We start from the raw sequence: 13742 nt of genomic DNA on the forward strand, positions 1-13742 counted from the left end.
GGCCAGGGGCCGGTGGTTCAGTTCATCAGGGGTGTGGGCGCGCCAGGCATAAGCGCGGCACTCAGGGCAGGGTGAGGATCTCGGCGCCGGATTCGGTGACCAGCAGCGTGTGCTCGAACTGGGCCGTGCGCTTGCGGTCCTTGGTGACAACCGTCCAGTCGTCCGCCCACATGTCCCACTCCACGGTGCCCAGCGTGAGCATCGGCTCGATGGTGAACACCATGCCGGCCTCGATCACGGTGCTGTAGGCCGGGGCTGCGTCGTAGTGGGGAATGATCAGTCCGGTGTGGAACGCTTCGCCCACGCCGTGGCCGGTGAAATCGCGGACCACGCCGTAGCCGAACCGCTTGGCATAGGACTGGATGGCCCTGCCGATGACGTTGATCTCGCGGCCGGGGGCTACTGCCTTGATGGCCCGGTTCAGCGACTCCTGCGTGCGTTCCACCAGCAGGCGGGACTCCTCGTCCACATCGCCCACCAGGAAGGTGTGGTTGGTGTCGCCGTGGACGCCGTTGATGTAGGCAGTGATGTCGATGTTGAGGATATCGCCGTCCTGGACCACCGTGCTGTCCGGGATGCCATGGCAGATGACCTCATTCAGCGAGGAGCACAGCGACTTCGGAAATCCGCGGTAGCCAAGGGTGGAGGGGTAGGCCTGGTGGTCCAGGAGGAACTCGTGGCCCACCTTGTCCAGCTGGTCCGTGGTCACGCCGGGCTGGATGTGCTTGCCCACCTCAACGATGGCCTGCGCCGCGATTTTTCCGGCGATCCGGATCTTCTCGATTGTCTCGGCCGACTTCACCTCGGACCCCGTGAATTTGGCGGGGGCGGGCCTGCCGACATACTCCGGACGGGGGATGGACGCCGGGACGGGACGCTGCGGGCCTACGGTACCGGGGGTGAGGGTGCCGATGGGTGCAGTGGAGGCAAGGGAAGGCATAGATTGATCATATAAGGCACCACAGAACGCCTAACAACCGGGAGCCGTGGCGGGCGCGCGTATGCATTTGTGTTACGCGGGTCACGCCGCAGCTTCCCTGCCTGCCGGAACGGGAGCAACGATGACTGAGTACTGGTACAACATCAAAACCCACGAGGTGGAAGAGGACCGGCTCTCTGACTGGAGCCAGCTGATCGGGCCCTACCGGACGCGGGAAGAGGCCGAACACGCCCTTGAGAAGGTCCGGGCCCGCAACGAGGCATGGGAAAAGGACGACGACGACTGACGGCAGGCCCGCCCTGCCCGCCTGTCGCGCGGGCTGGGTGGGTCCGGGTCAGAAAGTGTGCTCCGGGCCGGGGAACTGCCCGGACCGAACGTCCTCGCCATAGGCCGTCGCGGCGTCGAGGAGGGTGCTGCGAAGGTCGGCGTACTGCTTGACGAACTTGGCCATCCTGCCGCCCCGCAGGCCGGCCATGTCCTGCCAGACGAGGACCTGGCCCGTTGTTTCCTTGCCTGCTCCGATGCCCACAGTGGGGACGCTGACAGCTGCATCCACGGCAGCCGCCGTCTGGGCCGGCACCATTTCCATGAGCACGCAGAACGCACCGGCGTCGGCGAGGGCGACGGCGTCGTCGATCAGGCGCTGGGCGTCGTCGCCCCGGCCCTGCACCCGGTACCCGCCCAGGGCGTGCTCGCTCTGCGGGGTGAAGCCGATGTGGGCCATGACGGGAATGCCCGCCTGCACCATGGCCCGGACGGTGGGGGCGTAGTACTTGCCGCCCTCGATCTTGACTGCGTGGGCCAGGCCTTCCTTGAGGAACCGGACCCCGGCGGCCACGGCCTGCTCCGCGGAAACCTCGTAGCTGCCGAACGGCAGGTCTGCCACCACCAGTGCGCGCTTCGCGGACCTGGCCACGGCACGGCACAGCGGAAGCAGTTCGTCCACTGTGACAGGCAGGCTGGTCTCGTTGCCGAACACGTTATTGGACGCCGAATCGCCCACCAGGAGGACCTCGATGCCGGCTGCGTCGAAGATTTCGGCCGTGTACTGCTCATAGGCGGTCAGCATGGCGAATTTGGAACCGTCGCGCTTGGCCTGCTGCAGGTGGTGGATGCGTACCTTGCCCGGTTTGGATGCCGGCGACGGCGCAGGCCCGTTGCCGTAAGGTGCGGGGACTTCGGCGGACGCGCTGGAGTTCGAGCTGTTGCTTGAGGCCATGGCATGAGCGTAGTGCGGTACCTGCCGTCCTAGCTACACTGCCGGGCCCCACGCGGGGTGATAAGGGTCATATACGGCAGGCGCGCACGTGCTGTCCGGGGCGCGCAAAGCCCGACGGCGGCCCTCTCCCGGGGACCGCCGGGTGTTAACGCTGTGTTACGCGCGCCGCAGGCGCCAGCATTGGCGCCGAATGCTTAGTACAGTGTTTGTGAACTGCTGCCGGCTTCCCCCAATCACCGCGGACCCCGGAGCATGGACGTTGACCGGAGAAGAGGCCATCATGGACCGCCAGCAAGAGTTTGTCCTGCGCACAATCGAAGAGCGCGACGTACGTTTCGTGCGCCTGTGGTTCACCGACGTCGTGGGTTCGCTCAAGTCTGTTGCCCTGGCGCCGGCCGAGGTCGAAGGCGCCTTCGAGGAGGGGCTGGGCTTCGACGGCTCGGCCATTGAGGGCCTTGCCCGTGTCTTCGAATCGGACATGCTGGCACAGCCTGACCCGTCCACGTTCCAGATCCTGCCGTGGCGCGGCGAGACGGAGCAGACGTCCCGCATGTTCTGCGACATCCTCACCCCCGACGGCGAGCCCTCCGCCGCTGATCCGCGCAACGTCCTGAAGCGGACCCTCGCCAAGGCCGCCGACATGGGCTTCACCTGCTACACCCACCCGGAGATTGAGTTCTACCTGCTCAAGTCCCAGGAACTCGGCCCGGACGGAGCGCCGGTGCCGGTGGACGAGGGCGGCTACTTCGACCACGTCCCGGGCGGCGTCGCCCAGGACTTCCGCCGCACCGCCGTCACCATGCTGGAATCGGTCGGCATCTCCGTGGAGTTCAGCCACCACGAGGGCGGGCCCGGCCAGAACGAGATCGACCTCCGCTACGCGGATGCACTGCAGACAGCGGACAACATCATGACCTTCCGCACGGTCATCAAGGAAGTGGCCCTGCAGCAGGGCACCTATGCCACCTTCATGCCCAAACCGTTCACCGCTCACCCCGGCTCCGGCATGCACACGCACTTCTCCCTGTTCGAAGGGGACACCAACGCGTTCTACGAGGCCGGCGCGGAATTCCAGCTGTCCAAGACCGCCCGCCAGTTCATCGCCGGCATCCTCAAGCACGCCCCGGAATTCACCGCCGTCACCAACCAGTTCGTGAACTCCTACAAGCGCCTCTGGGGCGGCGGCGAGGCTCCCAGCTACCTGAGCTGGGGCCACAACAACCGCTCGGCCCTGGTCCGCGTGCCGCTGTACAAGCCGGGCAAGGGCCAGTCCGCCCGGATCGAATACCGCGGCATCGACTCGGCCGCGAACCCGTACCTTGCCTATGCGGTGCTGCTCGGTGCCGGCTTGAAGGGCATTGAGGAAGGCTACGACCTTCCGGCCGCCGCCGAAGACGATGTCTGGTCGCTGAGCTCGGCCGAACGCCGCGCCATGGGGCACGACCCCCTGCCGGCCAGCCTGCACGACGCCATCCGCTCCATGGAGGACTCCGAGCTGATGCCGCAGATCCTGGGCGAGCAGGTGTTCGAGCACTTCCTGCGCAACAAGCGCGCCGAGTGGCAGGACTACCGGCTGCAGGTCACGCCCTACGAGCTGCAGCGCAACCTCGGCATCCTCTAGGCGGCGGGCGTGAGCCTGGCACGCCGCCTGATCGCGGCCGGTTTCAGCGACCTGGACAAAGGCGAACGGTTCCTGGCTGCCCCGGAGTTGGAGGGCCTGGACCAGGACACGCTGTTCGCCGGGCTGCAGATGGCGGCCAGCCCGGACACCGCCCTGCAGTCCCTGGTCCGGCTGATCGAGAAGCATCCGGACCTCCGGGAACTGGCCGGTGCAGAGCCTGACACCAGCGAGCCGCTGTACCGGGTGCTGGGAGCATCCGAGGCGCTGGGCGAGTTCCTCATCCGGCATCCCGAGCATCTCGACGCCTTCCACGTCAGGGCCAGTCCCGAACCGTTGCCGGGAGATCCGGCGAAACTGCGCGCCACGCTCCTGCAGTCCGTAGGGGCTGATCCGCGCGCCGCCCGACCGGTCGCAGCGGCCACCGGGCCGGATGCCTATGCTGCCCTGCGCACCGCGTACCGCAGGGGAGTGGTGGACCTTGCCGTCAAGGACCTGTGCGCGGCGGACCCGCTCGACTTCCTGCCCTCGGTGGGCGGGGAACTCGCAGACCTTGCCGGTGCCGCCATTGAGGCCGCACTGGCCGTATCGCGCGCAGAAGCCGCCGAACAGTACGGCGCCCCGGACGTGGCGGAGGTCGGGCTGGCCGTCATCGGGATGGGCAAGTGCGGGGCACGCGAGCTGAACTACATATCCGACGTCGACGTCATCTATGTCGTGGACGGCGGCGGCCTGGAGGACGCCCGCGCCAACACCATCGGCACGGCGCTGGCCAGCGGCATCTCCCGCGCCATCTCCTCGGTGGCGCGGGAACCCGGCCTGTGGGAGGTGGACGCCAACCTGCGCCCCGAAGGCAAGTCGGGGCCCCTGGTGCGCACCCTGGCCTCCCATGAGACCTACTACGCCCGCTGGGCGGAGAGCTGGGAGTTCCAGGCGCTCCTGAAGGCCCGGACCATCGCCGGGGATGCCGAACTGGGGCGGCGGTACGAGGACGCCGTGGCACCGCTGATCTGGAGTTCGGCGGGCAGAGACGGGTTCGTGGAATCTGTCCAGGCCATGCGGCGGCGGGTCACCGAGCATATTCCTGCCGCGGAGGAACAGCGGCAGATCAAACTGGGCCGCGGCGGACTGCGGGACGTCGAGTTCACCGTCCAGCTGCTGCAGCTCGTCCACGGCAAGGCGGACGAGACCCTCCGACGGCGGGACACCACCTCCGCGATCGCGGCCCTGTCCGCAGGCGGCTACATCGGCAGGTCAGACGCCGCCGCGTTCGACAACGCCTACCGGTACCTGAGGCTGCTGGAACACCGGATCCAGCTGTTCCAGCTGCGCAGGACCCATCTCATGCCCGTCGCCGAACCGGCGCTGCGGGCCCTGGCCAAGGCAGTCCTGGGGCCGTTCTCGAACGAGCGGCCGCATCCCGACGCGCTGCTGGCCGCCTGGCAGAAGACCAAGCGCTCCGTGCGGGAACTGCATGAGCGGATCTTCTACCGGCCCCTGCTGAATACCGCCGCCAGGCTCAGCAGCGAAGATGCAAGGCTCACTCCGGAAGCTGCCCAGGGCCGGCTGGCGGCCCTCGGCTACCGGGATCCGCAGGGCGCCATGCGCCACATCGAGGCCCTGACGGCTGGAGTCAGCCGGCGGGCGGCACTGCAGAAACAGCTGCTTCCGATCCTCCTCGACTGGCTCGCGGAAGGAGTGGACCCCGACGCCGGCCTGCTCGCCTTCCGGCGCGTCAGCGAGGCCCTGGGCACCACGCACTGGTACCTGGGCATGCTCCGGGACTCCAATGCCGCTGCCGAGCGTCTCTGCCACATGCTCTCGAACTCGCGGCTGATCGCCGACCTGCTGGAAGTTTCGCCTGAATCGGTCGCCTGGCTCGGCCACGACAAGGACCTGGTGCCGGTGCCGTTCGAGGCGCAGTGGCAGGAAATCACTTCCAAAATGTCGCGGCACGCCGATCCCGAAAGTGCCATGCGCCTCATCAGGCTGATCCGGCGGCGGGAAATCCTGCGGATCGCCATCGCCGATTCCGCGGGGCTGCTGGACCAGGACCAGGTGGGAGCCGCGCTGGCCGACACTGACAGGGCGGCAGTCCTGGGCGCCCTGCGGGTGGCCGAGGGCATCGTCTCCGCCGGCGGCCCGCTGAAGACGGCCGTGCTGGTCGTGGCGATGGGGCGTCAGGGCGGCCGTGAAATCGGGTACGGTTCGGACGCCGACGTGATGTACGTGCACCGGGCGCTCCCGGGCTACACGGAGGCGGAGGCCCAGGAACAGGCTGCCCGGATCGTCACCAAGGTCTCAAGCCTGCTGACCCAGCCCGTGAAGCCGGCCATTATGGCAGAGCGGGTGCTCCAGATGGACGCCGACCTCCGGCCGGAGGGGAAGAACGGGGCCATGGTGCGGTCCCTGGACTCCTTCGCCGAGTACTATCGCCGCTGGTCGCTCATCTGGGAGGCCCAGGCGCTGCTGCGGGCACGCCCCATGGCGGGCGACGACGAACTGGCGGCGGACTTCCTGGCCCTGATCGACCCCATCCGCTATCCCGAAGCGGTGTCCGACCAGGACGTGCGGGAAGTCCGCAGGATCAAGGCGCGGGTGGAATCCGAACGCCTGCCCCGCGGGGCTGATCCCGCCCGGCACCTCAAGCTTGGCCGCGGCGGCCTCAGCGACGTCGAATGGCTGGTCCAGCTGCTCCAGCTGCAGCACGCCGGCAAGCACCCGGAGCTGCGCACCACCTCCACGGTGCAGGCTATGGAGGCCGCTGCCCGGCTGGGACTCCTCGCACGGGAGGATGCGGACCTCCTGGCGCAGGCGTGGCGGCTGGCCAGCCGGATCAGGTCCGCCAACGTCATCTGGAGCGGCAAGGCATCGGACCTCCTGCCGTCGTCGCGCCGCGACCTGGAAGCCGTGGCACGGTGGTGCGGCTACGAACCCGGCCGCGCGGCCGCACTGGAGGAGGACTACCTGCGGGTCAGCCGCCGTGCCCGGGCCGTGTTTGAACGCGTGTTTTACGGGCAATAACCGGCTTCCGGCTGCTGTCCCTTTGTCCGGGCCCGGTGCTACCTTTGGCCCATGGCTACCCAACTCTTCCTGAACCTGCCCGTCAAGGACCTCCAGCGCTCCGTCGAATTCTTCTCCTCCCTCGGCTTTTCCTTCAATCCGGACTACACGGATGAGAATGCCACCTGCATGATCGTCAATGACAACGCCTGCGTGATGCTCCTGGTGGAGGACTACTTCCGGACCTTTAACTCCAAGGACGTCGCCGGCACTGCGGGGGCGGCGGAAGCCATCATGTCCTACAGCGTGGACAGCAGGGAGGCCGTTGACGAGGCAGTCCGGTCTGCCCTTGCCACCGGCGGCAGCTTGTCGGAGGATCCCCGCGACCTGGGCTTCATGTACAACCACAGCTTCCAGGATCCAGACGGGCACCTCTGGGAGGTCTTTTGGATGGATCCTGCCGGCATGGCCGACCCCGCTGCCGGCAGCACCTCCGGCGCTGTGCCGTCCTGACCGCCCGTGCAGTCCTGAACGGCGGGGCAATCCTGAACGGCGGTGCAGTCCTGAACGGGGAACGGGTCTGGCTCATCCCGCTGCGGGACCTCGACGCCGACGCCCAAGCCATCCAGCTCAACGAGGTAGCGCAGCTGCAGCTCAGCCCGGGCCAGGAACGCTTTGTGGGGGACCCCCTGCGGATGGCCCTGGCCGGCCTGGCCGAGGAATCGCGGCGCCCCTACGTCATTGAGTCGGACGGGCGTGCTGCCGGAGTGCTCACTTTGCAGCGCGGGGCGGCACGCCTTGCCGGCTGGCCGGACGATGACAGTGCCTGGCTCCTCAGGGGATTCCTTGTTGACCGGCGGCTGCAGGGACGTGGGATCGGCCGCCACGCAGCCGCCGCTGCCGTGCTGGCCGCCGCCCGTTTGACGGCGCGGCACCGCACTGGGGAGTCCGGCGTCGTGCTGTCTGTCAACGAAGCCAACCCTGCAGGGCTGGCCGCCTACCGCGTCGCCGGATTCACTGACCACGGCCGGTACGACGGCGGCCCCTCCGGGCCGCAACGGACCATGTTCCGGCGCTTTCCGGATGCCACGATGAGGTAACAGCGGCAGGCCGGCATTGCACTCCCTGGCGGATTGGCCGATTATGTGGATTGGCGGTGTTCTTCAACCTTGTTGGGGGGAAGGCTTGATCAGTCTTCGTCTCGGGGGGCATTCGTCAGGGGGTCCGGCTCCCGGTCTCAGCACGTCAGGGGCCGGGCTCCCACCTTCAGCGAATACAGCGGCGCCAGCGCGCAGGCTCCCGTTCTCTTCGGCGCGGCTAATGCTTGGCCAATGGCTGCTGATGAAGAGAAAGACCCTCCCGTACCTGCTGACGTGGAGGGCAAGATCCCGCGAAAGGTCCATGAACCCGACCCGGACGATCATGGGGTGACGGCCGGCGAACAACACAGCGGCAGCCAGTCCTCCGGCGCAAGCCAGGAACTTTCCCTGAACAGCGAAAGGCCCCGCGGCTTGGGGGAATCGCGGGACCTCTCGGGCTACTTCACTGTTTGGGGGATTGCGAAGTAACCGACACAAAGTTACTGGGCAGTAGGGTGGCCCCGCAAATCGGGGCCAGCTGAAACGCGGGCGGATAGACGAAAGGCGGCTACAGGTTTAGGAAAACCCGTAGCCGCCTTTATTCGTACTGGAATCTGCGGACTGTCTGCGGACTATCGCAGCATCACCCGCAGGTCCGGCTAGACGCCGTAGTAGAGCTCGAACTCGTAGGGGTTCGGGCGCAGGGACAGCGGGCGGATCTCGTTTTCGTACTTGTACTCGATCCAGGTGTCGATCAGGTCCTGGGTGAACACGCCACCGGCCTGCAGGAACTCGTTGTCCTCGCGGAGGGCCTCCAGGGCCTCCTCGAGGGTGCCCGGTGCCTTGGGGATGTCCTTGGCTTCTTCGGCGGGGAGCTCGTAGAGGTCCTTGTCGATCGGAGCCGGCGGTTCGATGCGGTTGCGGATGCCGTCAATGCCGGCCATCAGCTGGGCAGCGAAGGCCAGGTACGGGTTGGAGGAGGGGTCCGGTGCGCGGAATTCGATGCGCTTGGCCTTGGGGTTGCTGCCCGTGATGGGGATGCGGATACCGGCGGAGCGGTTGCCCTGCGAGTAGACCATGTTGACCGGGGCCTCGAAGCCCTTGACCAGGCGGCGGTAGGAGTTAACCGTCGGGTTGGTGAAGGCCAGGACGGCGGAGGCGTGCTTCAGCAGGCCGCCAATGTACCAGCGGGCGGTGTCGGACAGGCCTGCGTATCCCTTCTCGTCGTAGAACAGGGGCTGGCCACCGTTCCACAGCGACTGGTGGCAGTGCATGCCGGAGCCGTTGTCACCGAAAACGGGCTTCGGCATGAAGGTCACTGACTTGCCCCAGGCGTCTGCGGTGTTCTTGATGACGTACTTGAACTTCTGCAGGTCATCGGCAGCGTGGGTCAGGGTGGTGAACTTGTAGTTGATTTCAGCCTGGCCGGCGGAGCCGACCTCGTGGTGGCTGCGCTCAACTTCGAGGCCTGCTTCGTCCAGGGCAACGCACATGGCGTCGCGCAGGTCAGCCTGCTTGTCCGTGGGGGAGACCGGGAAGTAACCGCCCTTGACGGGGGTCTTGTAGCCCAGGTTGCCGCCCTCTTCCTCGCGGCCCGTGTTCCAGTGGGCTTCCTCGGAGTCGATCTTGTAGAAGCTGCCCTGCGGGGAGGACTGGTACTGGACGTTGTCGAACACGAAGAACTCAGCTTCGGGAGCGAAGAACGCGGTGTCGGCGATGCCGGTGGATGCGAGGTAGGCTTCAGCCTTCTCTGCTACGCCGCGGGGGTCGCGGTGGTACGGGTCACCGGTGCGGGGGTTGACGATGGAGAAGTTCAGGGCGAGGGTCTTCTCCATGCGGAAGGTGTCCAGGAACGCGGTGGTCACGTCCGGGATCAGCTGCATGTCGGACTCTGCGATGCCTTGGAAGCCGCGGATGGAGGAACCGTCGAAGAGCTGGCCGTTGATGAAGAAGTCGGCGTCAACACTCTTGGCGGGGACGTTGAAGTGCTGCTGGACGCCCGGAAGATCGGTGAAGCGGATATCGACGAATTTAATATCTTCGTCCTTGATGAACTTGAGGACTTCGTCCGCAGTCTTGAACATCTATGCTCCTAACGCATATGTAATATCTGGCGTGCAAGCCATCTGATCCAGCGCAATCCGAAAGCAGGGATAACCGAGGGTTTCCCTGCTGTGAGTTCCCTGCCGGGGGATTGCTTGAAACTTCCAACAGCCTATGGACGAGGCATTTCCCGTCCGTGTCCGCATTGTTTCGGGCAGGTTACAGAATGCCCTGATATGGCAACGCTACAGCCCGTCCACACTGTGGTCTAACCCCATCCGCGATGTGGGCGCACGCAGGCCCGCCGGTCGGTAAGCTTGGACAGTGGTAGATCGCAAAGACATTGGTTCCTGGCTCAGCGGACCGGACACGTCAGGTATCTCCAGGTATCCCGGGGAACGGCTGGGACTTCCGGAATCAGGCCCGGGCTCGATTGCGCGGGCAGGGCGGCGCATCCTGGCGATCATGATCGACTGGGGCATCGCGCTGCTGATCAGCAACTTTGCCTTTGGTGGGAATTCCTGGGCCACTTTGGCGGTGTTCGCCGTCGAGCAAACGCTCCTGGTGGGCACCCTCGGCTACAGCATCGGGCACCGCGCCATGGGCCTTGCCGTGGTGAAGCCGGGCGGAGGAGTCCCGGGCCCGCTGGCTGCCCTGGTGCGGGCGGTGCTGCTCTGCCTGGTGATCCCCGCCGTCATCTTCGACCCTGACCAGCGCGGACTGCACGACAAGGCAATGAACACCCTGCTGATCCGCCGGTAAGGCCCACTATGCAGGGCCGCCCGCAGGCGTCTCCTAGACGCGTGCGGACTCCTTCGTAACATCGGGGCTGGCCTCCGCAGGAACACCGCCGAGGTATCCCCGCTTACCCGCCCACCGCTCGAACAGGATGGTGGCGAACGGGAAAACTGCGGAAATACCGGCGAAAAAGGCCACCATGAACGGCCAGCGCTGCAGCCTCCACAAGGCAAGCGCCGCAGCACCGTAGGCCACAAACAGCGCGCCGTGGATCGGCCCGGCCACCTGCACTCCAACCTCGGTGGTACCGGCAATCCACTTGAAATACATGCCGGCCAGCAGGGCGGCCCAACTGATGGCTTCGGCGACGGCGAGGATCCGGAAAGCGCGGATGACCGGGTTCTTCAATGGCATGGTGACGTCCTGTCCGTGGGGGGCAGTGGAAAAGGGATTTGCAGGTGCAAGAAAAACGCCCCGGTGGCCGGCCGGAACCGGTAACCGGGGCGTTTCCAGACCTAGCGTCCGCGGTTGGGACGCGCCTTGTAGGGGTCGATGCCCTTGGGGATGGGGAGCCTGTTGCCCAGCGACGCGATGCGCTTGGCCACGGCGTTGACTTCGACCTTCGTCAGTTCCTTCTTCAGCTTGCCCATCTTCTTGGCAACCTGGCTGAGCGGCACCTGGCCCTCGCCGCGGCCGCTCTCGATCACGTGCACGGTGACGTTGGGCAGGATCCGCGCAAGGCGCTTCCGCTCTGCATCCAGCAGCGGCTTAACGCGGTGGCTGGGGCCTTCGCTGACCAGGACGACGCCGGGGCGGCCGATGGCGCGGAACACGGCGTCCTGGGTGCGCGGGTTAACGGCAACGGGCTGTTCTTCGGTGATCCAGCCGCGGCGCAGGGTTCCGAGCGCTGCGCCGGAGGCGCCGGGCTGGTTCTCGATCTGGGCGAAGGCGGCGCGCTCTGCACGGCGCGAGAGGATCAGGGTTGCGCCCAGCAAACCAAGCGGGATACCGATGATCAGGCCCGTAATCCAGTTGTCCAGCCAGAAACCCACCAGGAAGCTCACGGCCACGACACCAAGGAACACCAGCAGCATCAGCCACGGCACCATGGGATCGTGCCTGCGGGTCATGGTGAAGACTTCGCGGATCTGCTTGAGCCTGCTGGGCTTCTTGGCCTTGGCTTCTTTCGGCTTGCGCGAGAAGAGGCCGCGCTTCACCGCGCTGGAGCCCGCCGGAGTGGAGTTGCTGGAATCAGGGGATTTCGCCATAGTGCCTCAATTCTACGTGACTTAAGGCCAAGGGCCGGACGCCGAATCATCGGCGTCCGGCCCCTGGGGCACGCTCTGCGATATGAAGTTGCTGTTTCCTCAGGAGTGGGCGGCAAGGACGCTGGCGGCTTCCTGGCGGGTGGTGCCGGAGTCCTGGATGCCGTCGGCGATGTGGGCCAGTTCGGCGGGGATGTCGCGTCCTTTTTTGCGCATGGCGGTGGCCCAGAGCCGGCCGGCGCGGTAGGAGGAACGGACCAGGGGGCCGGACATGACGCCGAGGAAGCCGATTTCCTCGGCTTCGTGCTGGAGGTCCAGGAATTCCTGGGGCTTGACCCAGCGGTCCACAGGCAGGTGCCGTTCGGAGGGGCGAAGGTACTGGGTGATGGTGATCAGGTCGCAGCCGGCCTGGTGGAGGTCGCGGAGGGCTTCGCTGATTTCTTCGCGGGTTTCGCCCATGCCCAGGATGAGGTTGGATTTGGTGACCATGCCCTGGTTCCGGCCCTGGGTGATGACGTCCAGGGAGCGTTCGTAGCGGAACGCGGGGCGGATGCGCTTGAAGATCCTGGGCACGGTTTCTACGTTGTGGGCGAAGACTTCGGGTTTGGAGTCGCAGATCGCGGTGATGTGCCCGGGGTTGCCGGAGAAGTCGGGGATGAGCAGTTCGACGCCGGTGCCGGGGTTCAGTTCGTGGATTTTGCGGACGGTTTCGGCGTAGAGCCAGACGCCTTCGTCTTCGAGGTCGTCGCGGGCGACGCCGGTGACGGTGGCGTAGCGGAGCTGCATGGACTGGACGGAGCGGGCCACCTTGGTGGGTTCGAACCGGTCCAGGGGTGAGGGTTTGCCGGTGTCGATCTGGCAGAAGTCGCAGCGGCGGGTGCATTCGGAGCCGCCGATGAGGAAGGTGGCTTCCTTGTCTTCCCAGCATTCGAAGATGTTGGGGCAGCCGGCTTCCTCGCAGACGGTGTGCAGGCCTTCTTTTTTGACGAGGTTCTTCAGTCCGACGAACTCCGGGCCCATCTGGACCTTGGCCTTGATCCACTCGGGCTTGCGCTCCACCGGGACGGCCGCGTTGCGCTGCTCGATCCGCAGCATCTTCCGGCCTTCGGGTGCCAGTGTCACAGTAGAGCTCCTTCAGGGCTTGATACGAGTGCTTCTTCGTGCTTGCGGAATTCTTCCACAATGCGTTCAACGATGTGGGCCGGGCGGATGTCCTGCCCCGTCTCCAGGGACATGGTGGTCACTCCCGCGTCCGTGATGCCGCAGGCGATGATCTGCCCGTACGGCGCCAGGTCATTGCTGCAGTTGATGGCGATGCCGTGCATCGTCACACCGTTCAGGACCCGGATGCCAATGGCGGCGATTTTGCGGTCGGGACCCTTTTCGTCCGCCCTGATCCAGACGCCGGCCCGGCCTTTGATGCGTTCGGCCGGAATGCCGTAGTCGGCCATGACGGCAATCATGATCGCTTCCAGCCGCTCAACGTAGTCCCGGATCCCCGCGCGGTTCTTCAGCTTGAGGATGGGGTAGGCAATGAGCTGGCCGGGTCCGTGCCAGGTGAGCTTTCCACCGCGGTCCACGGCCACAACAGGCGTGCCGTCGAAGGGCCGCTCGTGGTCTTCCGTGAGCTTGCCCGCGGTGTAGACAGCAGCGTGTTCCAGCAGGAGCACAGTGCTTGGTGCCTGGCCGGCGACTACTTTGTCATGGAGTTCGCGCTGGATGTCCCACGCCTGCTGGTAATCCACGAGTTCGGGGGCCAGACCCAGCTGTGAAAACTCAAGAGTCATGGCATCCAGCTTAGACCCCGCAGCGCCGCGTACCCGGTTTAGTGGCCAAC

The 13742-nt window shown here is 66.1% G+C and carries 14 protein-coding genes; 7 read left to right on the forward strand and 7 right to left on the reverse strand.

Going from position 1 to position 13742, the window contains the following annotated elements; all coding sequences use genetic code 11:
* Positions 1 to 61: 61 nt before the first annotated feature.
* Positions 62 to 940: a type I methionyl aminopeptidase gene (gene map / locus ACJJV6_RS15950; protein ID WP_009359108.1), complete on the reverse strand. Its 879-nt coding sequence runs from the start codon at positions 938 to 940 to the stop codon at positions 62 to 64.
* 121 nt (positions 941 to 1061) lie between these two features.
* On the opposite strand from map, the gene ACJJV6_RS15955 reads away from it, so the two are divergent.
* Positions 1062 to 1226, forward strand: a complete 165-nt coding sequence (locus tag ACJJV6_RS15955; RefSeq protein ID WP_009359107.1) for a hypothetical protein — start codon at positions 1062 to 1064, stop codon at positions 1224 to 1226.
* 48 nt (positions 1227 to 1274) lie between these two features.
* Here ACJJV6_RS15955 and panB read toward each other — a convergent pair whose 3' ends face one another.
* Positions 1275 to 2159 carry a 3-methyl-2-oxobutanoate hydroxymethyltransferase gene (gene panB / locus ACJJV6_RS15960; RefSeq protein ID WP_009359106.1) on the reverse strand — a complete coding sequence of 295 codons (885 nt, stop codon included), beginning with the start codon at positions 2157 to 2159 and terminating at the stop codon, positions 1275 to 1277.
* 280 nt (positions 2160 to 2439) lie between these two features.
* Here panB and glnA (ACJJV6_RS15965) point away from each other — a divergent pair, with 280 nt between their 5' ends.
* The 5 genes from glnA (ACJJV6_RS15965) to ACJJV6_RS15985 all read left to right on the forward strand — a co-directional run bounded on the left by glnA (ACJJV6_RS15965) (position 2440) and on the right by ACJJV6_RS15985 (position 8348).
* Entirely contained in the window at positions 2440 to 3780 is a 1341-nt protein-coding gene (gene glnA / locus ACJJV6_RS15965; protein WP_009359105.1) for a type I glutamate--ammonia ligase, read from the forward strand.
* A 9-nt stretch (positions 3781 to 3789) separates the two neighbouring features.
* Positions 3790 to 6801, forward strand: a complete 3012-nt coding sequence (locus ACJJV6_RS15970) for a bifunctional [glutamine synthetase] adenylyltransferase/[glutamine synthetase]-adenylyl-L-tyrosine phosphorylase (RefSeq protein ID WP_354176260.1) — start codon at positions 3790 to 3792, stop codon at positions 6799 to 6801.
* 51 nt (positions 6802 to 6852) lie between these two features.
* Positions 6853 to 7293, forward strand: coding sequence for a VOC family protein (locus ACJJV6_RS15975; protein ID WP_009359104.1), 441 nt, complete (start codon positions 6853 to 6855; stop codon positions 7291 to 7293).
* Between the two features lie 50 nt (positions 7294 to 7343).
* Positions 7344 to 7880 carry a GNAT family N-acetyltransferase gene (locus ACJJV6_RS15980; protein WP_152419614.1) on the forward strand — a complete coding sequence of 179 codons (537 nt, stop codon included), beginning with the start codon at positions 7344 to 7346 and terminating at the stop codon, positions 7878 to 7880.
* 231 nt (positions 7881 to 8111) lie between these two features.
* Entirely contained in the window at positions 8112 to 8348 is a 237-nt protein-coding gene (locus ACJJV6_RS15985) for a hypothetical protein (RefSeq protein ID WP_009359102.1), read from the forward strand.
* A gap of 170 nt (positions 8349 to 8518) precedes the next feature.
* On the opposite strand, the gene glnA (ACJJV6_RS15990) is transcribed toward ACJJV6_RS15985, so the two are convergent.
* Positions 8519 to 9943, reverse strand: a complete 1425-nt coding sequence (gene glnA / locus ACJJV6_RS15990) for a type I glutamate--ammonia ligase (RefSeq protein WP_133352157.1) — start codon at positions 9941 to 9943, stop codon at positions 8519 to 8521.
* A gap of 283 nt (positions 9944 to 10226) precedes the next feature.
* Between glnA (ACJJV6_RS15990) and ACJJV6_RS15995 the strand changes: the two genes are divergently transcribed.
* Positions 10227 to 10664, forward strand: a complete 438-nt coding sequence (locus tag ACJJV6_RS15995; RefSeq protein ID WP_009359101.1) for an RDD family protein — start codon at positions 10227 to 10229, stop codon at positions 10662 to 10664.
* A 33-nt stretch (positions 10665 to 10697) separates the two neighbouring features.
* Here ACJJV6_RS15995 and ACJJV6_RS16000 read toward each other — a convergent pair whose 3' ends face one another.
* The 4 genes from ACJJV6_RS16000 to lipB all read right to left on the reverse strand — a co-directional run bounded on the left by ACJJV6_RS16000 (position 10698) and on the right by lipB (position 13692).
* The gene (locus tag ACJJV6_RS16000; protein ID WP_035753608.1) at positions 10698 to 11054 is read right to left on the reverse strand and encodes a DUF3817 domain-containing protein; all 357 of its coding nucleotides are present in this window, start codon (positions 11052 to 11054) and stop codon (positions 10698 to 10700) included.
* Between the two features lie 101 nt (positions 11055 to 11155).
* Positions 11156 to 11908 carry a DUF4191 domain-containing protein gene (locus tag ACJJV6_RS16005; RefSeq protein WP_009359099.1) on the reverse strand — a complete coding sequence of 251 codons (753 nt, stop codon included), beginning with the start codon at positions 11906 to 11908 and terminating at the stop codon, positions 11156 to 11158.
* A 99-nt stretch (positions 11909 to 12007) separates the two neighbouring features.
* Complete coding sequence (lipA, locus tag ACJJV6_RS16010) at positions 12008 to 13027, reverse strand: lipoyl synthase (protein WP_354176263.1); 1020 nt, start codon at positions 13025 to 13027, stop codon at positions 12008 to 12010.
* Positions 13024 to 13692: a lipoyl(octanoyl) transferase LipB gene (lipB, locus tag ACJJV6_RS16015; protein ID WP_354176265.1), complete on the reverse strand. Its 669-nt coding sequence runs from the start codon at positions 13690 to 13692 to the stop codon at positions 13024 to 13026. The genes lipA and lipB overlap by 4 nt, the downstream gene beginning before the upstream one ends.
* Between the last annotated feature and the right edge of the window lie 50 nt (positions 13693 to 13742).

Source organism: Arthrobacter nitrophenolicus (genome assembly GCF_045833485.1).
Classification (GTDB): domain Bacteria; phylum Actinomycetota; class Actinomycetes; order Actinomycetales; family Micrococcaceae; genus Arthrobacter; species Arthrobacter nitrophenolicus.